This window comes from Pseudomonas sp. BN417 (genome assembly GCF_029871205.1).
Lineage (GTDB): Bacteria > Pseudomonadota > Gammaproteobacteria > Pseudomonadales > Pseudomonadaceae > Metapseudomonas.
Genome location: NZ_SSOJ01000090.1, coordinates 1 through 18,398 on the forward strand (window position 1 = coordinate 1; position 18,398 = coordinate 18,398).

Below are 18,398 nucleotides of genomic sequence, written 5' to 3' on the forward strand. Positions count from 1 at the left end.
GGCGTGCGGGGCCATGGATGGCCCCTCACGCCGGGCCCCCGGAGCAACGATGGAGCGAGGGGAGTCCGGCGAAGCCGGACCCGGATGCAGGGGCAAGCCTTTTTGGTTTCTTTTTTGGCGACTGAAAAAAGAGACTCGCCGGGAGGCGAAACAGAAACTACAAGCCGGCTCGAAAAGCCGCTTGGCTCATGACCTTCTAGCAACACTTAATGCAGACATAGCCAATTCATTCGCCAAGGGCGGCGCAGCTGCCCCCTGACGTCTTGCCGGGCAGACCTTCGGTCTGCTTGGCGAATAAATTCGCCCCTACATGGCGTCCTCACTTTTTGCTGTCCTCAAACGGCTGTTTGCTAGAGTCCGTTCACTAAAAAACAGCCGGGAAGCTGGACATGCGCAAACTCCTGATCGCTTTGCTACTGCTGCTGGCCGTTGGCCTGGGGATCTTCTTCATCCTGCCGGGGTTCCTCGACCGCGAGATGAACACCGTCGCCTCGCCACCGCCCTACCTTGCCTCGGACGATGCCCAGGCACTGCACAAGACCCTCTTCGTCGCCGACCTGCACGACGACGCGCTGCTCTGGAACCGCAACCTGCTGGAGCGCCACGACTTCGGTCATAGCGACCTGCCGCGCCTGCTGGAAGGCCATGTCGGCCTGCAGGTGTTCTCCACCGTCACCAAGACCCCGCGCGGCCTCAACTACGAACGCAATAGCGCCGACAGCGACGACATCACCTTGCTGGTCATGGCCCAGCGCTGGCCCCGCGAGACCTGGACCAGCCTGCTGGAGCGCGCCCTCTATCAGGGCCGGAAGCTCCGGGAAGCCGCCGATGGCAGCCAGGGCAAGCTGACCTTGATACGCAGCGGCAAGGAGTTCGCCGACTACCTCGCGGCCTGGGAGACCGACTCCAACCGTGTCGCCGCCATACTCGCCACCGAGGGCTTGCAGCCGCTGGAAGGCAAGCTGGAGAACGTCGACCGACTGTACGACGCGGGCTTTCGCATCACCGGCCTGACCCACTTCTTCGACAACGAGGTGGGCGGCTCCGCCCACGGCCTGGAGAAGGGTGGCCTGACTCCCTTCGGCCGCCGTGTGATCGCCCGCCTGGAAGAGAAGAAGATGCTGGTGGACCTGGCCCACGCCTCCCGTCCGCTGATCGACGACGTGCTGGGCATGGCCGAGCGTCCCGTGCTGGTGTCCCACACCGGCGTCGAGGGCACTTGCCCGGGTACCCGCAACCTCAGCGATGCCCATATCCAGCGCATCGCCGCCACCGGTGGGGTGATCGGCATCGGCTACTGGGAGACCGCGGTCTGCGACACCTCGGTCAAGGCCATCGTCAAAGCCATCCGCTACACCGCCGACAAGGTGGGCGTGGCGCATGTGGCCCTGGGCTCCGACTTCGATGGCGCGGTGCATACACCCTTCGATACCAGCGGCCTGGCACAATTGACCCAGGGGCTGCAGGAAGCGGGCTTCAGCGAGTCGGACATTGCCGCCATCATGGGCGGAAATGTCCGCAGGCTGCTGCTGGAGACCCTTCCTTAGTCCAAGTCAAGTCCTCAGATGCCCGCGGCACTTCGCCCTGCGGGCATCTTGCTTTACACTGGCGGCCGTTCATTCCTTAATCAATCGACGAGACCACCGTGCTCAAAGCACTCAAGAAGATATTTCGCAAGGGCGAAGAGCCCCAATCCGGCCCCGCCCCCGCTGTACCCGCCCACGCCCATGCCGCGAAGGAAGAGCGTCCGGCCAAACCGAAGAAAGCGCCTCACGAAGCAGGCGAAAAGGCCGAGGGCACCAGCGAACGTGCCCCCCGCGGCGAGAAGAAGCCCCGTAGCGACAAGCCCAAGACCGACAAGCCCCGTCGCGAGCGCCCGGCCAAAGCAGCTGCCGTGGACAACTGGAAGCTCGAAGATTTTGCGGTGGAGCCCCAGGAGGGCAAGACCCGTTTCCACGACTTCAACCTCGATCCGCGGTTGATGCACGCCATCCACGACCTCGGTTTCCCCTACTGCACGCCGATCCAGGCCCAGGTCCTGGGCTTCACCCTGAAGGGCCAGGACGCCATCGGCCGCGCCCAGACCGGCACCGGCAAGACCGCCGCCTTCCTGATTTCCATCATCACCCAGCTGCTGCAGACCCCGCCGCCGAAAGAGCGCTACATGGGCGAGCCGCGGGCGCTGATCATCGCGCCGACCCGTGAACTGGTGGTGCAGATCGCCAAGGACGCCGCCGCGCTGACCAAGTACAGCGGCCTGAACGTCATGAGCTTCGTTGGCGGCATGGACTTCGACAAGCAGCTCAGACAGCTGGAATCGCGCTTCTGCGACATCCTGGTCGCCACTCCCGGCCGCCTGCTGGACTTCAATCAGCGCGGTGAAGTGCACCTGGACATGGTCGAGGTGATGGTGCTGGACGAGGCCGACCGCATGCTGGACATGGGCTTCATCCCCCAGGTGCGCCAGATCATCCGCCAGACCCCCTTCAAGGGCGAGCGACAGACCCTGCTGTTCTCCGCCACCTTCACCGAAGACGTGATGAACCTGGCCAAGCAGTGGACCGTCGAGCCGGCCATCGTCGAGATCGAGCCGGAGAACGTCGCCAGCGAGACCGTCGAACAGCACGTCTACGCCGTGGCCGGCAGCGACAAGTACAAGCTGCTCTACAACCTGATCGCCCAGAACGACTGGACCCGCGTGATGGTCTTCGCCAACCGCAAGGACGAGGTGCGCCGCATCGAAGAGCGCCTGACCAGGGACGGCATCAGCGCCGCCCAGATGTCCGGCGACGTGCCCCAGCACAAGCGCATCCGGACCCTGGAAGGCTTCCGCGAAGGCAAGATCCGCGTGCTGGTGGCCACGGACGTCGCCGGCCGTGGCATCCATATCGACGGCATCAGCCACGTGATCAACTTCACCCTGCCGGAAGATCCGGACGACTATGTCCACCGCATCGGTCGTACCGGCCGCGCGGGCGCCAGCGGCACCTCCATCAGCTTCGCCGGCGAGGATGACGCCTTCGCCCTGCCGCCGATCGAGGAACTGCTGGGCCGCAAGATCAACTGCGAAATGCCCCCGACCGAGCTGCTCAAGTCGGTGCCGCGCAAGCACCACTGAGATTCGGTGGAATGAAAAAAGGCGAAGCCGGTGGCTTCGCCTTTTTCTTTGGGCGGGAGAAGGGGAGACCTGCGGTCTCCTTGGCGAATGAATTCGCCCCTACAGATTGTGTGTGAAGACTGTCTGTGGCACGGACGGCTCCCTCTCCCTCTGGGGCGAACAGGCACGCTTTTGGAAGCATTGCTTCCTGTGCGTGAGCGCCAGAACGCGAAGCGTTCTGGCCGGGGCGCAGAGCGGGGCTGGGGTGAGGGAAGCCAGAGCCTGCGCGGTGCCTGGGCTCGTTGGGCTTCGCTGCGCTCTGCCCAACCTACGGGGCAGCTGCGCAGCCCTTTCGCGAATGAATTCGCTTGTACAAGTTGGCAGCAACAGTCGAGCGGGAAAGGGGAGGCCTGCGGTCTCCTCAGCGATTGAAATCGCCCCCACGCGACCTACAAGGCCCCCGCCTTCTTCCACGCCAGGTAGCGGCTCACCAGTTGCGGCCCCAGTTCGCTGGGACGCGCATCCAGCACCGGCACGCCATGGGCGGCGAGACGTTCGTGGAGGCTGCCGCGGGCGTTGAGGTAGTCCACCGTGCCGCAGTAGGCCAGGGCGTCATCGAAACCCTGCACCGGGGTGTGGCGCAGGCTGTCGAGGATTTCCTCGCGCAGGCTGACCACCAGCAGGCGGTGCTGGCGTCCCAGGCGCTTCACCGCATTGAACAGCTCCACGTCGTCTTCGTCGCGCAGGTTGCTGACCAGCACCACCAGGGCGCGGCGACGCTGGCGCGCCAGCAGGATGTCGGCGGCGGCGCTGTAGTCGGCCGGACGCAGGGTGCTGTCCAGGTCGTAGACGCCATTGAGCAGCACACTGAGCTGGGCCGGGCCTTTCACTGGCGCCAGGTAGCGGTCACGCTCGGCGGCGAAGGTCGCCATGCCCACCGCGTCGCCCTGGCGCAGGGCCACGTAGCTGAGCAGCAGGCTGGCATTGAGGGCGTGGTCGAAGTGCGAGAGGTCGCCGTCCTGGCTGCGCATGCGGCGGCCGCAATCGAGAAGGAAGACGATCTGCTGGTCGCGCTCGTCCTGGTATTCACGGGCGATCGGCGTGCGCTTGCGCGCGGTGGCCTTCCAGTCGATCTGGCGCAGGGTGTCGCCGTCGCGGAATTCCCGTAGCTGGTGGAATTCCAGGCCCAGGCCACGGCGCGGCCGCTGGCGCACGCCGAGTTGGCTGAGCCAGTCGTCCACCGCCTTCAGCTGGGCGCCGTAGAGGCGGGCGAAGTCGGGGTAGACGCGGGCTTCGCCGGGCAGGTCGAGGATGCGCCGCTGATTCCACAGGCCCAGCGGGCTGGGCAGGGTCACCTCGCAGGCGGGGAAGTGGAAGTGGCCGCGCTTGAGCGGGCGTACCCGGTAACCGAACTCGGTGCGCTCGCCGGGGTGCAGCGCCACCCGCTGCGGCAAGGCCTCGAGCTCCATGGCCGCCGGTACCTGGTCGAACACCCCGACTTCCAGCGCACGCTCGTAAGGATGGTGCAGGGTCAGCCGTACCTCGCTCCAGCGCCCCAGGGCCAGGTTGCCTGGCAGCTGGCGCTCCAGGCGCGGCGAGCCCTGACGGTGCAGCCAGAGGGCGTCGAGCAGGGCGAGCAGGACCAGGGCGCAGAGCAGGCTCCACCAGAGCGGGCCGAGCTGCGCCGGCACGTCGATGCCCAGTGCCGGCAGGGCGCCGAGCAACAGGGCCAGGCCGAAGAGCCCCGCCACCAGCGCGAGCAGTGCGCGGGAGGGCTTCATAGACGCGGCGCCGGCACCTGGTCGAGCAGTTGCTGGAGCACCTGGTCCACCGACAGGCCTTCGATATCCAGCTCCGGCGACAGCCGCACGCGGTGGCGAAGCACCGCCAGGGCGCAGCCCTTGATGTCGTCCGGGAGCACGAACTCGCCGCCGCGCAGCAGGGCGCGGGAACGGCCACCGCGCACCAGGGCGATGGAGGCGCGTGGCCCGGCGCCCATGGCCAGGCCCGGCCAGGTGCGGGTAGCGCGGGCCAGGCGCACGGCATAGTCGAGCACCTGGTCGTCGATCGGCAGTTCGCTGGCGATCTTCTGCAGGGCCAGCACGTCGCGGGCCTGGAGCAGGGTACGCAGGGGCGCCACTTCAAGCATGTCGGCACGGGCCGAGCGGGTGACCTGGCGCACCAGGTTGAGTTCTTCGTCCGCGGCCGGGTAGTCCATGCGCAGCTTGAGCATGAAGCGGTCGAGCTCAGCCTCCGGCAGGGGATAGGTGCCTTCCTGCTCGATGGGGTTTTGGGTGGCCAGCACCAGGAAGGGTTGCGGCACCGGCAGGGCGCGGCCTTCGAGGGTGACCTGGCGCTCCTGCATCACCTCCAGCAGGGCCGCCTGAGTCTTGGCCGGGGCGCGGTTGATCTCGTCGGCCAGCAGCAGGTTGGTGAAGACCGGGCCCTTGCGCAGTTTGAACTGCTCGCTCTGCATGTCGTACACGGCGTGGCCGGTGACATCGCTGGGCATCAGGTCGGGGGTGAACTGGATGCGCGAGAACTCTCCGCCGAAGCAGCGCGCCAGGGCGCGTACCAGCAGGGTCTTGCCGAGGCCCGGCACGCCTTCCACCAGCACGTGGCCGCCAGCCAGCAGGGCGGTGAGCACGTCGTCTATCACCCGCGCCTGGCCGACCACGGCCTTCTGCAGTTCCTGGCGCAGGGCCTGGGCCAACTGGCTGGCGCGCTGGCGTTGGCTGGCGGCTGACGGCGCGGCGCTGGTGGCTTCGGGTTGCGACGGGTCGGAAATCTGTTCGCTCATAGGGCATTCCTGAGGGTTTGCAGGTGGGCGACCTGGCGGGTGAATTCGGCGGCGTTGAGCCGTTGCTTGGGCAGTGGCCGCATGGCCTGGCTGATGGCGCTGGGCGGCAGGCGGGTCAGGCGGCCCAGCACCTGCCATTGCTCGGCCACGGCGAGCCGCTCGAAACCGGGGTGGCGGTGCCGCGCGCGGCGCTGGATGTCACGTTGCAGGCCCTGCAAGAGGTTGGCCTGTCCGCTGCGGCGGAGGAGGAAATCGGCACTGCCGCGCAGGTGCTCTTCGAGCTGTCGACGCGCCCTGTTGGCCGGTGCCTGCAGCGGGCCCTGGCGCCGTCCGACGTGCCAGAGCAGCAAGGCGATGAGCAGGGCCAGGGCCACCAGGGCTTCGGGGAAGTTCTGTCCGAGCAGGGTGGCGAGGCTGTCGCGCTCGGCGCGGTAGAGCAGCGTGACGGCGGTGTCCTGGGTGAGGTACCAGAGCAGCCAGGCATTGTCGTACTGGTCGATATCGCGGGTCTGCCAGATCCAGCTGTCGGTGAGCACGGTGATCAGCCCCTGGCCGTGGTTCAGCTGCAGCATGTGGGTGGCCTTGGCACTGTTGGCCCAGGCGTGGGCGCGGTTCTGGCTGTCGTAGAGGTGGAATTCCGGAACGAAGCTGGCGTAGGCCGGCGCCTGTTCGTTTTCCAGGTAGAGCTTGGTCAGCTCGGGGAAGGGGTCTCCATCGGCCTGCGCCGACTGGCCTTCGTCGGTCTCGGCATCGTTGCCTGTGCCGTCGGCCTCGTTGTCGGCTTCCGCTTCCTCGGGCTCGACCGCTTCATCTTTTTCCAGGTCCTTGCCTTCGAATTGCTGGATGCCCAGGCGGTCCGCCAGCAGGTCACCGCTCTTGCCATCCTCTTCGTCATAGATGCGCTCGGCGACGAACAACAGGTGACCGCCCTTGTCCGCCCACTCCAGCAGGCGGTCAGCCTGGCGCGGGGTCATGCGTGCGCGGTTGCCGAGCAGCAGCAGGGTGTGGCCGGAGCTCGGCAAGGTGTCGAGCACTTCCAGGCCATCGGCGCGGGCCACCTGCAAGTCCCGCTTGCGCAGGAAGTGTTCGGCAGCCAGGTAGGGATTGCCCAGCACTTCCGGCGCGGGGCCGTGCTCGACGGTTTCCTGGTAGGGCTGCAGGCGCCCGCCAAGGTAGATGGCCAGGAGTCCCAGCAGCAGGGCGAGGCCGGCGCCGATGAGGAAGCGAGGGCGCAGGCTCATGCGCTGGCTCCCGTGGCGAACAGGTGCCGCCAGCCGTCGCAGAGGCCCTGGCGCAACTCGGCGGCCGGCAGGCGATGGCCGTAGGCGAGGTTTTGCCAGTGGCCGGTGAGGGTCTGGCTGAAGCCTTCCAGTTCGCGATTGTGCAGGCTTCGCACCAGTTGCAGCACCTCACCTTCGGTATGGGACTGCCTGAGGGGCAGGCGGAAGTCGTGCAGCAGGCGGCTGAGTAGGGCGCGGTAGAGCAGGCCCAGGGCCTCGCGGGGCTGGCTGGCCCAGAGGCGCTCGGCTTCGCTGGCGACGTCATCGGGCAGGCTTTCGGGCGCCAGCTCGAGGCCGAAGAGCACCGAGGGCGCTTCGCGCGGGCTTCGCTGCGGCAAACCGAGGCGGCCGGCGAAGGCGGCGAGCCAGTCGCGGTAGCGCCAGACCAAAAGTGCCAGCAGGCTGAACAACAGGCCCCAGAGCAGGGCCTTGATCACCAGGGCGAGGCTGTCCAGGCTGCGGGCGTACTCGGCCAGCTTGAAAAAGTTGCGGATGAATTCGGCCCAGCCTTCCATGTCCTCGGGCTTGACGTCCTTCTCGGCGCTTTTCTCGCCGAGACGCCAGCGGGTGACTGTCTCGCGGTTCTGGAAGGGGGGCGCGTCGAGCAGGGCGCTGATGTCCTGCCGCGCCGCCTTGCTGGTCAGTGCCTGGTGGGTCAGGCGCTCGGCATCGGGGCCATCGAGGTAGGCCTGGGGCGCAAGGCACAGCGCCGGGGCCTCGTCCGCCATGGCTGGCTGCGGCAGCTGCGCGAGCACCAGCCCCAGGCCCAGCAGCAGGGCATAGGCAGCTCCGCTGAGGCGTTGGCGCAGGCGGCGGAACTGCAGTTCGATGTCCCAGCCTTCCAGGGCGGTGCGGCGGTTGAGATAAAGGGTGAAGCCGCAGGCCACGTAGACCGGCTCCCAGACAATCAGCACCAGTACGTAGAGGCTATTGGACAGGTGCTCCAGCCAGAGCCACTCGCCCGCGGCCGCTTCCATGAGCTTCTGCCAGTCCCAGTCGATCGCCACCTGCTTGGGCAGCATCAGGTACATCAAGGTGATCAGGCCGAGCCAGAGCGCCATCTCCAGGTGCGCACCGATCACCGTCAGCCAGGTGGCGCCGCCGGCATCGCGCTGGCCGAGCACCACCAGGCGCTGGCTGCGGGCCTGCCCGGAAAGACCTTCGAGCTGCAGCACCGGCAGGTCGAAGCTGCGGGTGGTGCTGAGGCGGCGCCAGGTGAGGCTGGCGATCAACTGCGGCTTGAGCAGGCGCGGGTAGGCCCGCAGGGCTTCCTTGAGGCTGGGTGTGTCGCCGAACAGGGCGCGGGAGAGGATGTACAGTGGCAGCCGCTCGTAGGCCGGCTTCAACAGCCAGAAAAGAAACACGGCCAGGCCCGGGTAGCTCCAGCAGAGCAGGGTGAGCAGGCCGAAGACCGGCAGCGTGACCAGTGCCCAGCTGCCCATCAGCAGGCCGGCATGGCGCCGGGCGAGCAGCACGCCCAGGTCCATGGCCTCCCAGGCGCTGCGTGGGCGGATGACGACACTGGCATCAGTCAGGCGCATGCTGCTTCCTGCCCACCAGGCCGAAATAGAGTCCCACCAGCAGCCAGAGGCCGGCGCCCACCCGGTACTTCACCTGGGGCGTCACCAGGGTAATGGATGACCAATAGGCCTCGACGAAGGCGGCGATCAGCAGCAGCAGGATCACCCCGGCCACCAGTTGCACGCTGCGTGCGGCGGCCAGGCGCAGGGCTTCGCCGCGGGGCAGGCGGCCGGGGGCGAGCAGGGCCCAGCCCAGCTGCAGGCCGGCGCCGCCGGCGAAGGCGATGGCGGTGAGTTCGAAGGCGCCATGGCCGATGACGAAGGACCAGAAGGTCTCGCCATAGCCGATCTGGGTCAGGTGGCCAGCCACCGCACCGATGTGCAGGCCATTGAACAGCAGGAAGAACAGGCTGCCGATGCCGAAGAGCAGGCCGCCGGCGTAGGTCTGAAAGGCGATGCCGATGTTGTTCATGATGTAGTGGCCGAACATCATCCAGTCGTCCCCCGAGTCGCGTTCGCTCATGGGGCCGATGCGCCGGGCATCCGGGTCGTACATGGATTCCATGGAGGACACCTGCTCCGGGTCCAGCACGCTGTAGACCAGGTCCGGCCAGTTGTGCACCAGCAGGCCCATCAGCAGCAGGCTGCCGTAGAACAGCAGGCTGGCCGCGGCGATGCTGCGCCACTGGCTGCGCACCAGGCGTGGGAAGCCGCCGAGGATGAAGCCCAGCAGGCGCGCGCCGAGGTGGCTGCGGTGGCGATAGAACTGCTGATGGCCGCGCATCGCCAGCTGTTGCAGGTGCTCCACCAGGTGACTGCTGTAGCCACGTTCCCGGGCCAGGGCCAACTGCTGGCAGAGTTGCCGGTAGTCGGCGGCGAAGGTTTCACAGGCGCGGGCGTCGGCCTTGCCGCGCTCGAGGCGCTCGAGCAGTTCGGCGAATGCTCGCCAGTCGGCCTGGTGATGGCGTTCGAAGAGGTTCTGTTTCATGGCGAGTTCGCTCCCAGCAGGCCGCGAGCGATGCCGTTGATCCGCGCCTGCGCCTGTTCCGGCGGAACCTCCAGCGGCTCGGCGAGGATGGCGGCGAGTTCGGCACGGCGGGCCGGGGACAGGCCGGCCTGGCGTTCGGCGAAGCTGAGCAGCGCACGCTGCTCGGCCAGGCTGAGGGGGAAGGGTGCATGCTCCGGTTCGGCATCGGGCAGTTCCGGGCGCTGGGGTTTCTCGTCGCGATAGACCACCAGGCTGCCCGCGGCTATGTCGCCCAGGCGCTTGAAGGTCGGATGCGCAAGGCAGCTGAGCACGCCCAAGGCGTAGGCGAACGGCAGGAGGTCGATGAAGCGCAGCAGATTGCGCACCAGCGACGCCGACCAGCCAATCGGCGTGCCGTCGTCATGCACCACCCGCAGGCCCATCACCTGCTTGCCCGGCGAGCGCCCCTGGTTGAGCACCTCGAACAGCACCATGTACCACCAGTTGAGCAGGAACATGAGGATCAGCCCGAGACCGAAACCGAACTGTCCGAGCAGCGCCAGGGCAATGAACAGCAGGAGCATTATCGCGCCGCGAATCCCCAGGTCGATGGCATAGGCCAGGGCCCGCGGCAGCAGCCCGGCGGGGCGCAGCACCAGGTCGATGCCTTCCGGGGTTTCCACCTGGTAGCGGGTATCCAGCGGCAGGGCCTGTGTGTCGGCGGAGAAGGAACTGGCTCGGGGTGCGGGCATCGGCGGTGCGCCAAGGGGAAAGCCCGATGCTAGCGAGCGGCCGGTATCCAGGCAACCGGGCGAAGAGGAGTCAGCTCGCATGCTGTGACGGGCTTGGAAGCTTCGACAGGGCAGGCGCTGCGCAGGCGCATGCACGAAGCTCGAGGGGCGCGGGCATTGAGGCTGTCCTTGTCGGGGCGGTCGTCCAGTGGCGGCGATTCTAGGCTTGCCGCGAAGGGCGCAGCAAGCCGGCGAAAGGCGAAGATTCTCTGCCCGTTCGGCGCCGTTTCCCAAGTCTGGCAGTGTTTTCCCGGTGTTAGACTGCCCGCCTCACGTACAAGGGGGCCGCCGTGACATCCAGCATCTTCTGGCACGACTACGAAACCACCGGAATCAACCCGCGTTGCGACCGGCCGCTGCAGGTGGCAGGCATCCGCACCGACGAAGCGCTCAACGAGATCGGCGAGCCGATCAACCTCTACTGCAAGCCCAGCGACGACATCCTGCCGCACCCGGCCGCCTGCCTGGTCACCGGGATCCTGCCCGGCACCCTGGCGGAGAAGGGCCTGGGCGAAGCCGAGTTCATCCAGCGGGTACACAGCGAGCTGGCGCTGCCGGGCACTTGCGGCGCCGGCTACAACTCTCTGCGTTTCGACGACGAGGTCACCCGCTACAGCTTCTACCGCAACTTCCATGACCCCTACGCACGGGAATGGCAGGGCGGCAACAGCCGCTGGGACCTGATCGACCTGGTCCGCACTGCCTATGCCCTGCGTCCGGACGGCATCGAGTGGCCGCAGCAGGACGGCCGCGTCAGCCTGCGCCTGGAGCTGCTCACCGCCGCCAACGGCATCGACCACGGCCAGGCCCATGACGCGCTGTCCGACGTGCGCGCGACCATCGCCCTGGCGCGACTGCTGCGCGAGCGCCAGCCGAAGCTGTACGACTACCTCTATCAATTGCGCAGCAAGCACAAGGTGCAGGACCAAGTGCAGCTGATGCAGCCGCTGGTACATGTTTCCGGGCGCTTCTCGGCGGAGCGGCACTACCTGGCGGTGGTCCTGCCCCTGGCCTGGCACCCGCGCAACCGCAACGCCCTGATTGTGCTCGACCTGCAGTCCGACCCGGCGCCATTGCTGGAGCTGGACGCCGACACGCTGCGTCGCCGCCTCTATACCCGCCGCGACGAATTGGCCGAGGGCGAGCTCCCGGTGCCGCTGAAGCTGCTGCAGATCAACCGTTGCCCGGTGGTGGCGCCGCTGAGTGTACTGCGCGAGTCCGATCGCCAGCGCCTGGGCGTCGACCTGGAGCTCTGCCAGCGCCGCGCCGCCGTGCTCGCCGAACAGGCCGCCCTCTGGCAAGCCAAGTTGCCGGATATTTACGCGGTAGAGGAATTCAGCTCGCCGGATGATCCGGAACAGCAGTTGTACGACGGATTTCTCGGCGATCGCGACCGCCGCCTCTGCGAGCAAGTGCGACGTGTCGATCCCCAGCGGCTTGCCGGGGAGAACTGGCCATTCGACGACCCACGCCTGCCGGAATTGCTTTTCCGTTACCGTGCCAGAAACTTCCCTGAAACTTTGTCAGCAGTCGAGCAATCGCGCTGGCTGGAATTCTGTCGGAATCGGCTGAAGAGCCCGGAATTCGGGGCGCCTAATACCCTTGAGAGTTTTTTCCAGGCACTGGACGAGTTGCAGGCGAAGACTGAACCGGCGCAACAGGCGGTGTTGCTGGAGTGGCGCAGATATGCCGCGGAACTGGGCAATCGCTATCAGTTGTGAGAGCGGCCGGGGGGAACTTCCCGAGGATTTATCGAAGCCCATAAAAAACGCCAGCTGATGCTGGCGTTCTTTATTTTCGGAGGCTTAGCCGAGGATGCTCGACCAACCTTCCACCGCTTCGGCGCCCCACTTGGCTTTCCACTCTTTCAGGGTCTTGTGGTTGCCACCTTTGGTTTCGATGACTTCGCCGGTGTGCGGGTTCTTGTACTGCTTGACCTTGCGCGCGCGCTTGGTGCCGGTGCCGGCGGCCTTGGCGCCACGCGGGGCCTTGCTGGTGCGGGATTCGGGATCGAGAAGGGCCATGATATCGCGCAGGGATTTCTGATACTCGCCCATCAGGGTGCGCAGTTTGCCTTCAAATTCCAGTTCTTTCTTCAGCTTGTCGTCCTGGGACAGGTTCTTCAGGCGCTCTTGGAGCTCCTTGATGGCTTCTTCCGTTGCCCGGTATTCGTTGATCAGCGACATGTCGGCGTCCCTTGTTGGAATCGTGTGGTGACTTGCGATTGCGAAGTGTCAGCAATAATAGACAGCGATTATCTGCAAGTAAATAAGCAGGAAAACTTTTGTGAGCATTGTTGGCGGCTTCTTATCTCATATTAGTCCCGAGACCGCGCCAACGCATAGTTTGCTTTGGAATCCGCTATATCCGGGGCTGCTGCAGCACCTTAGTTGTGCGGGATGAATTGTTCGGCGACCGCCGGCAATCCCCCTCTAGTCACGGGGTTACTGAAGTTTTCTCGCGCACTGGCTAGAATGGCCGCCTTTGCGAAGTCTCTGGAGTGTTCCCCCATGCGCACATTTCGTCTGGTGATTGCCTGTCCGGACGGCGTCGGCATCGTAGCCAAGGTCAGTAACTTCCTGGCTACCTATAACGGCTGGATAACCGAGGCCAGCCACCACTCGGATAACCAGAGTGGCTGGTTCTTCATGCGCCATGAGATCCGCGCCGATTCCCTGCCATTCGATCTGGACGGTTTCCGCCAGGCGTTCGCGCCCATCGCCCGCCAGTTCTCCATGGAATGGCGGGTGACCGATTCCGCAGTGAAGAAGCGCGTGGTGCTGATGGCCAGCCGCGAGTCCCACTGCCTGGCCGACCTGCTGCACCGCTGGCACAGCGATGAGCTGGACTGCGAGATTCCCTGCGTGATCGCCAACCACAACGACTTGCGCAGCATGGTGGAGTGGCACGGCATTCCCTATTTCCACGTGCCGGTGGACCCGGAGAACAAGCAAGCGGCTTTCGACCAGGTGTCGCGCCTGGTCGATGAGCACAACGCCGATACCGTGGTGCTCGCCCGCTACATGCAGATCCTGCCGCCGGAGCTGTGCCAGCGCTATGCCCACCAGGTGATCAACATCCACCACAGCTTCCTGCCGTCCTTCGTTGGCGCCAAGCCCTATCACCAGGCTTCGCTGCGCGGGGTCAAGCTGATCGGTGCGACCTGCCACTACGTCACCGAGGAGCTGGATGCCGGCCCCATCATCGAGCAGGACGTGGTGCGGGTAACCCACCGCGACAGCATCGAGGACATGGTCCGCCTCGGCAAGGATGTGGAGAAGATGGTGCTGTCCCGTGGGCTACGCTATCACCTTGAAGACCGGGTGCTGGTGCACGACAACAAGACCGTCGTGTTTGACTGAACAGATCGGCGGGCATCCGCTCCGGTCAACCGGCAGAGGAGCCCGCCCATGCTCAAGTCGATCAAGGTGCGCGATTACATGACGCGCCGTCTGGTGACTTTCAGGTCCGACACCGATCTCTTCCTGGCCATCGACCGCCTCCTGGAGCACCGCATATCCGGCGCTCCGGTGGTGGACTCCCAGGGCCATCTGATCGGCATGATCTCCGACGGCGATTGCCTGCGCGGCATCCTTTCCGGCGCCTGTTATGAAGAGTCTGGCGGTAGCGTCAGTGGTTACATGTCCACCCAGGTGGAAACCATCTCCCCGGAGGCCGACATCATCGAAGTCTGCCAGCGCTTCCTGCGTGACAAGCGCCGGCGCTTCCCGGTGGTGGAGGAGGGCGTGCTGGTTGGCCAGATCAGTCGCCGCGACGTGCTGCGCGCGGTCAAGGCCTTCGCCCAGCACGACCCGGGCCAACCCCCTGAAGTCTGAGGAGCTCGCCCATGGCTGATCCACGCGACCGCGCCACGTCCAATCCGCCGCCGACCCTGGGCGAGGGCTGCGTGCGGCGCTATGACCCGGATGCGCTGAGCGAGGAAAACGGTACCGAGTTTCCCGGTGCGGCCGAGTTGTGGCGCAAGGTGCAGGAAGAGGATCAGGACAAGAAAAAGGCGCCCTAAGGCGCCTTTTTCGTTGTGGGTTTCCCCACTCAGCCAGCTTCCGTCAGATCCGGAAACTCCCCACCAGTTGCTGCAGGCGTGCGGCCTGCTGGTCGAGATCGGCGCAGGCGCGCAGGGTCGCCTGGAGGTTCTCCACGCCTTCCTGGTTGAGGGTGTTGATCTCGGTGATGTCCATGTTCAGCGAGTCGACCACGGCGGTCTGTTCCTCGGTGGCGGTGGCCACCGACTGATTCATGCCGTCGATCTCGCCGATGCGCTGGGTCACGCTGCCCAGACGCTCGCCGGCCTGGTTGGCGATTTCCACGCTCTGCTCGCTGTAGCGCTGGCTCTCGGTCATGGTGCTGACCGCCTCGCGGGCGCCCACTTGCAGCTCCTCGATCATCTGCTGGATTTCCTGCGCCGATTCCTGGGTGCGGTGCGCCAGGTTGCGCACTTCATCGGCCACCACGGCGAAACCGCGGCCCGCCTCGCCGGCGCGCGCTGCTTCGATCGCAGCGTTCAGCGCCAGCAGGTTGGTCTGCTCGGAGATGCCTTTGATCACTTCGAGGATCTGGCCGATGTTCACCGTCTTGCCGTTCAGCGTTTCGATGTTGCCGCAGGACGCGCGGATCTTCCCGGACAGCTCGTTCATCGCCTGGATAGTGCGCTCGACCACCTGACGGCCGTCTTCGGCCAGGGTGCGGGCGGAGGAAGCCTGATGCGAGGCGTCGGCGGCGTTGCGGGCGATTTCCTGGGCGGCGGCCCCCAGTTCATTGATGGCCGCGGCCACGCTGTTGGTACGGTTGGCCTGCTCGTCGGAGTTGCTCATCGAGGAGTTGGAGGCACTCAGCACCAGCCGCGCCACCTGGTTGACCTGGGCGGTGGCCGAGGACACTTCGCGGATGGAACCGTGGATCCGCTCGACGAAGCGGTTGAAGGCGCCGGCCAGTTCGCCGAACTCGTCCTGGGCGTGAATGTCCAGGCGGCGGGTCAGGTCGCCCTCGCCCTGGGCGATGTCCTGCATGGCGCGGCCCATGGTGTGCAGCGGTTGCATCAGCACGCGGATCAGCATGCCCAGCAGGACGATGATGATCAGGACGGCGATCAGGGTGGCGACGATGGCCGAAGCGCGGAACTCATCGAGCATCCCGTAGGCCTTGGCCTTGTCCACCGACAGGCCGATGTACCAGTTCACCGAGGGCAGGCCTTTGATCGGCGTGAAGGTGACGATGCGGGTGGCGCCATCCGCTTCCACTTCGCTGAAGCCGCTGCCGATGGCCGGCGTGTTCTGCGGGAACAGGTCCCGCAGGGTCTTCATCACCAGATGCTGGTTCGGATGCACCAGGACCTTGCCGTCGGCGCTGACCAGGAAGGCGTGGCCCGTGCCGCGGAAGTCCAGGGCGTTGATGATCTTCACCAGGGTTTCCAGGCCGAGGTCGCCGCCGGCCACGCCGAGGGACTGCACCGGCGTGGCGATGGTCATGATCAGCTGGCCGGTGGCCGCGTCCACGTAAGGTTCGGTGAGGGTGGTGCCGCCGTCGCTTTTCGCCCCCTGGTACCAGGGCCGGGTGCGCGGGTCGTAGCCATCCGGCATCGCGCTGTCCGGGCGCATGGTGAACTGCCCGCCCTGGGTGCCGAAGTAGGTGAAGGCGAAGGTGGAAGTCAGTGCCCGCTGTTGCAGCAGGGCCGGCACGGCCTCACCCGAGGGGTTGGCGGCGAGGGATTCGGCCACGCTCTCCACCAGCAGGATCCGCCCGGAAAGCCAGTTCTGGATATTGCTGGCGGTCACATCGCCCATTTCCTGAAGGTACTTTTCCAGGTCGTCACGGAGCGCAGTCCTTTGCAGGTAATCGTTGTACAGGGTGAACAGCGAGAACGCTGCTATTACCACCAGCGAGGCGGCCAGCAGGATCTTGTGGCTGAACCTGAGGTTTTTGATCATGTTTGCTTGCGTCCGGTTGGGTCAGGCACCAGTCTTTATGGCACTCGTGTGCTGAAAAAACTGAGTAGAAACGTCGGTTTAGTTATCGGCGCGGTCCTGTGAAAGCTTTAATCCGAGGAAGGCAAAATGCCCGAGCAACTTTCCCTGATTCTTGGCGCTGACCCTGAGGGCAATGCCGTTTCCCAGGCCATGAAACTGGCCAACCGCCATGGCCTGATCGCCGGCGCCACCGGCACCGGCAAGACGGTGACCCTGCAGCGCCTGGCGGAGGTTTTCAGCGACGCTGGTGTCGCCGTGTTCGCCGCGGATATCAAGGGCGACCTCTGTGGTCTCGGAGCCGCGGGAAATCCCCAGGGCAAGGTGGCCGAGCGCATTGCCGCCATGTCGTGGCTCGGCCACCAGCCGCGGGCCTACCCCGTCACCCTGTGGGACGTTGCCGGCCGGTCCGGCCACCCGCTGCGTACCACCCTTTCCGAGATGGGGCCGCTGCTGCTGGGAAACCTGCTGGAACTCACCGACAGCCAGCAGGCCGCGCTCTACGCCGCCTTCCAGGTGGCCGACCGCGAAGGCCTGCTGCTGCTTGACCTGAAGGACCTCAAGGCCCTGCTGAATCACCTCAAGGACCACCCGGAGGTGCTGGGCGAGGACCGCGCCCTGTTCGCCGGCGCTTCCGCCCAGGCCCTGCTGCGGCGCCTGGCCACCCTGGAGCAGCAGGGGGCCGAGGCACTCTTCGGCGAGCCGGCGTTGCAACTGGAAGACATCCTCCAGCCCGACCGGGACGGCCGCGGGCGCATCCACCTGCTGGATGCCAGCCGCCTGGTCCACGAAGCGCCCAAGGTCTATGCCACCTTCCTGCTCTGGCTGCTGGCCGAACTCTTCGAGCAACTGCCTGAACGCGGTGATGCCGACAAGCCGGTGCTGGCGCTGTTCTTCGACGAGGCCCACCTGTTGTTCGCCGATACCCCGAAGGCGCTGCAGGAGCGCCTGGAACAGGTGGTGCGGCTGATCCGCTCCAAGGGCGTTGGCGTCTACTTCGTCACCCAGTCCCCCAGCGACCTGCCGGACGACGTGCTGGCCCAGCTCGGCCTGCGCATCCAGCACGGCTTGCGGGCCTTCACCGCGAAGGAGCAGAAATCCCTGCGCGCGGTGGCCGACGGTTTCCGCCCGAACCCGGCATTCGACGCCCTCGGTGTGCTCACCGAACTGGGCATCGGTGAAGCCCTGGTGGGCACCCTGGAAGAGAAGGGCACCCCGGCCATGGTCCAGCGCGTGGCCATCGCCCCGCCGCAATCGCGCATCGGTCCGCTGAACGAAGCCGAACGCGTCGCCCTGGTGCGCGGCTCGCCCCAGGTCGGGCGCTACGACAAGCCCATCGACCGCGAATCCGCCTACGAAATGCTCACCGCCCGCGCCGCCCAGACCCCCGCCGAACCCCCCGCGCAGGATGGCGGCAAAGCGGCGAAGGAACAGCCCGGCATGGGTGACCTGGCCGGCGAGCTGCTGGGGACTTTCGCCAGCCAGGCGATGAAGACCGCGGTGCGCCAGGCCGCCAACCAGTTGGGCCGGCAGCTGGTTCGCGGGCTCATGGGCTCCTTGCTGGGAGGCAGCAAGCGCCGCTGAGAAAAGCGTCCTTGTGGGGACTATTTCAATCGCCAAGCAGGCCGAAGGGCTGCCCTCCGAGCCATCAGGGGGCAGCTTCGCTGCCCTTCGCGAATAAATTGGCTATGTCTGCGTTAGCTGTTGCAGCGCCGAATAGAAACGTCTAACACGGACCTTTCAGACCTCAGCGCCTGCCTGACACTTCCCTCTCCCCCGGCCCCTCTCCCGCAAGCGGGCGAGGGGTGACTCACGCCTGACAGGACGCGGTAATCCTGACGCCTGGTCATTGCCTGAACCTGTGCAGAAGAGGTGGGGCAGCGACTCTGCCCCGTCAGAAGGCCGAGCGGAAGCGTTGCGCAGGGGGACGAGCGGCATGGATGCCGCGAGAGGCGTGCGGGG

At 66.1% G+C, this 18,398-nt stretch carries 15 protein-coding genes; 7 read left to right on the plus strand and 8 right to left on the minus strand.

The window, feature by feature from the left end; all coding sequences use genetic code 11:
- The first annotated feature begins 389 nt into the window (after positions 1-389).
- Both E8F11_RS10835 and rhlB read left to right on the plus strand, forming a co-directional pair.
- Positions 390-1,547 carry a dipeptidase gene (locus E8F11_RS10835; RefSeq protein WP_280288844.1) on the plus strand — a complete coding sequence of 386 codons (1,158 nt, stop codon included), beginning with the start codon at positions 390-392 and terminating at the stop codon, positions 1,545-1,547.
- 98 nt (positions 1,548-1,645) lie between these two features.
- Positions 1,646-3,118 (plus strand): ATP-dependent RNA helicase RhlB, encoded by a 1,473-nt coding sequence (gene rhlB / locus E8F11_RS10840; protein WP_280288845.1) that lies wholly within the window; start codon positions 1,646-1,648, stop codon positions 3,116-3,118.
- A 428-nt stretch (positions 3,119-3,546) separates the two neighbouring features.
- On the opposite strand, the gene E8F11_RS10845 is transcribed toward rhlB, so the two are convergent.
- Genes E8F11_RS10845 through E8F11_RS10870 form a run of 6 tightly spaced genes read right to left on the minus strand, consistent with a single transcriptional unit; the run spans position 3,547 to position 10,416 of the window.
- Positions 3,547-4,878, minus strand: coding sequence for a DUF58 domain-containing protein (locus E8F11_RS10845; RefSeq protein WP_280288846.1), 1,332 nt, complete (start codon positions 4,876-4,878; stop codon positions 3,547-3,549).
- Complete coding sequence (locus tag E8F11_RS10850; RefSeq protein WP_280288847.1) at positions 4,875-5,897, minus strand: MoxR family ATPase; 1,023 nt, start codon at positions 5,895-5,897, stop codon at positions 4,875-4,877. Before E8F11_RS10850 ends, E8F11_RS10845 begins: the two co-directional genes overlap by 4 nt.
- A complete protein-coding gene (locus E8F11_RS10855; RefSeq protein WP_280288848.1) occupies positions 5,894-7,138 on the minus strand; it encodes a DUF4350 domain-containing protein in 1,245 nt (414 codons plus the stop codon). The genes E8F11_RS10850 and E8F11_RS10855 overlap by 4 nt, the downstream gene beginning before the upstream one ends.
- Positions 7,135-8,718 (minus strand): DUF4129 domain-containing protein, encoded by a 1,584-nt coding sequence (locus tag E8F11_RS10860; protein WP_280288849.1) that lies wholly within the window; start codon positions 8,716-8,718, stop codon positions 7,135-7,137. The genes E8F11_RS10855 and E8F11_RS10860 overlap by 4 nt, the downstream gene beginning before the upstream one ends.
- Complete coding sequence (locus tag E8F11_RS10865) at positions 8,705-9,685, minus strand: stage II sporulation protein M (RefSeq protein WP_280288850.1); 981 nt, start codon at positions 9,683-9,685, stop codon at positions 8,705-8,707. The genes E8F11_RS10860 and E8F11_RS10865 overlap by 14 nt, the downstream gene beginning before the upstream one ends.
- Positions 9,682-10,416 carry an RDD family protein gene (locus E8F11_RS10870; RefSeq protein ID WP_280288851.1) on the minus strand — a complete coding sequence of 245 codons (735 nt, stop codon included), beginning with the start codon at positions 10,414-10,416 and terminating at the stop codon, positions 9,682-9,684. Before E8F11_RS10870 ends, E8F11_RS10865 begins: the two co-directional genes overlap by 4 nt.
- Positions 10,417-10,745: 329 nt before the next feature.
- Here E8F11_RS10870 and sbcB point away from each other — a divergent pair, with 329 nt between their 5' ends.
- Positions 10,746-12,176 (plus strand): exodeoxyribonuclease I, encoded by a 1,431-nt coding sequence (sbcB, locus tag E8F11_RS10875; RefSeq protein ID WP_280288852.1) that lies wholly within the window; start codon positions 10,746-10,748, stop codon positions 12,174-12,176.
- Positions 12,177-12,260: 84 nt separating this feature from the next.
- On the opposite strand, the gene mvaT is transcribed toward sbcB, so the two are convergent.
- Positions 12,261-12,641: a histone-like nucleoid-structuring protein MvaT gene (gene mvaT / locus E8F11_RS10880; RefSeq protein ID WP_280288853.1), complete on the minus strand. Its 381-nt coding sequence runs from the start codon at positions 12,639-12,641 to the stop codon at positions 12,261-12,263.
- 324 nt (positions 12,642-12,965) lie between these two features.
- Here mvaT and purU point away from each other — a divergent pair, with 324 nt between their 5' ends.
- The 3 genes from purU to E8F11_RS10895 are packed head-to-tail and all read left to right on the plus strand — an operon-like array spanning position 12,966 to position 14,479.
- Positions 12,966-13,817, plus strand: coding sequence for a formyltetrahydrofolate deformylase (gene purU, locus E8F11_RS10885; protein WP_280288854.1), 852 nt, complete (start codon positions 12,966-12,968; stop codon positions 13,815-13,817).
- Positions 13,818-13,865: 48 nt separating this feature from the next.
- Positions 13,866-14,291, plus strand: a complete 426-nt coding sequence (locus tag E8F11_RS10890; protein ID WP_280288855.1) for a CBS domain-containing protein — start codon at positions 13,866-13,868, stop codon at positions 14,289-14,291.
- A gap of 11 nt (positions 14,292-14,302) precedes the next feature.
- Positions 14,303-14,479 carry a hypothetical protein gene (locus tag E8F11_RS10895; RefSeq protein ID WP_280288856.1) on the plus strand — a complete coding sequence of 59 codons (177 nt, stop codon included), beginning with the start codon at positions 14,303-14,305 and terminating at the stop codon, positions 14,477-14,479.
- 43 nt (positions 14,480-14,522) lie between these two features.
- On the opposite strand, the gene E8F11_RS10900 is transcribed toward E8F11_RS10895, so the two are convergent.
- Complete coding sequence (locus E8F11_RS10900; protein ID WP_280288857.1) at positions 14,523-16,400, minus strand: methyl-accepting chemotaxis protein; 1,878 nt, start codon at positions 16,398-16,400, stop codon at positions 14,523-14,525.
- 126 nt (positions 16,401-16,526) lie between these two features.
- Here E8F11_RS10900 and E8F11_RS10905 point away from each other — a divergent pair, with 126 nt between their 5' ends.
- On the plus strand, positions 16,527-18,020 hold the full coding sequence (locus E8F11_RS10905; RefSeq protein ID WP_280288858.1) for a helicase HerA-like domain-containing protein: 1,494 nt from the start codon (positions 16,527-16,529) through the stop codon (positions 18,018-18,020).
- Positions 18,021-18,398 lie beyond the last annotated feature (378 nt).

What these genes read in the sequence shown, in the direction of transcription:
- E8F11_RS10850 (WP_280288847.1), bottom strand. Translation starts at nt 5,897, where the DNA reads ATGAGCGAACAGATTTCCGACCCGTCGCAACCCGAAGCCACCAGCGCC.
- E8F11_RS10835 (WP_280288844.1), top strand. Translation starts at nt 390, where the DNA reads ATGCGCAAACTCCTGATCGCTTTGCTACTGCTGCTGGCCGTTGGCCTG.
- E8F11_RS10865 (WP_280288850.1), bottom strand. Translation starts at nt 9,685, where the DNA reads ATGAAACAGAACCTCTTCGAACGCCATCACCAGGCCGACTGGCGAGCA.
- purU (WP_280288854.1), top strand. Translation starts at nt 12,966, where the DNA reads ATGCGCACATTTCGTCTGGTGATTGCCTGTCCGGACGGCGTCGGCATC.
- E8F11_RS10860 (WP_280288849.1), bottom strand. Translation starts at nt 8,718, where the DNA reads ATGCGCCTGACTGATGCCAGTGTCGTCATCCGCCCACGCAGCGCCTGG.
- E8F11_RS10890 (WP_280288855.1), top strand. Translation starts at nt 13,866, where the DNA reads ATGCTCAAGTCGATCAAGGTGCGCGATTACATGACGCGCCGTCTGGTG.
- E8F11_RS10895 (WP_280288856.1), top strand. Translation starts at nt 14,303, where the DNA reads ATGGCTGATCCACGCGACCGCGCCACGTCCAATCCGCCGCCGACCCTG.
- E8F11_RS10905 (WP_280288858.1), top strand. Translation starts at nt 16,527, where the DNA reads ATGCCCGAGCAACTTTCCCTGATTCTTGGCGCTGACCCTGAGGGCAAT.
- E8F11_RS10845 (WP_280288846.1), bottom strand. Translation starts at nt 4,878, where the DNA reads ATGAAGCCCTCCCGCGCACTGCTCGCGCTGGTGGCGGGGCTCTTCGGC.
- E8F11_RS10855 (WP_280288848.1), bottom strand. Translation starts at nt 7,138, where the DNA reads ATGAGCCTGCGCCCTCGCTTCCTCATCGGCGCCGGCCTCGCCCTGCTG.
- E8F11_RS10900 (WP_280288857.1), bottom strand. Translation starts at nt 16,400, where the DNA reads ATGATCAAAAACCTCAGGTTCAGCCACAAGATCCTGCTGGCCGCCTCG.
- mvaT (WP_280288853.1), bottom strand. Translation starts at nt 12,641, where the DNA reads ATGTCGCTGATCAACGAATACCGGGCAACGGAAGAAGCCATCAAGGAG.
- E8F11_RS10870 (WP_280288851.1), bottom strand. Translation starts at nt 10,416, where the DNA reads ATGCCCGCACCCCGAGCCAGTTCCTTCTCCGCCGACACACAGGCCCTG.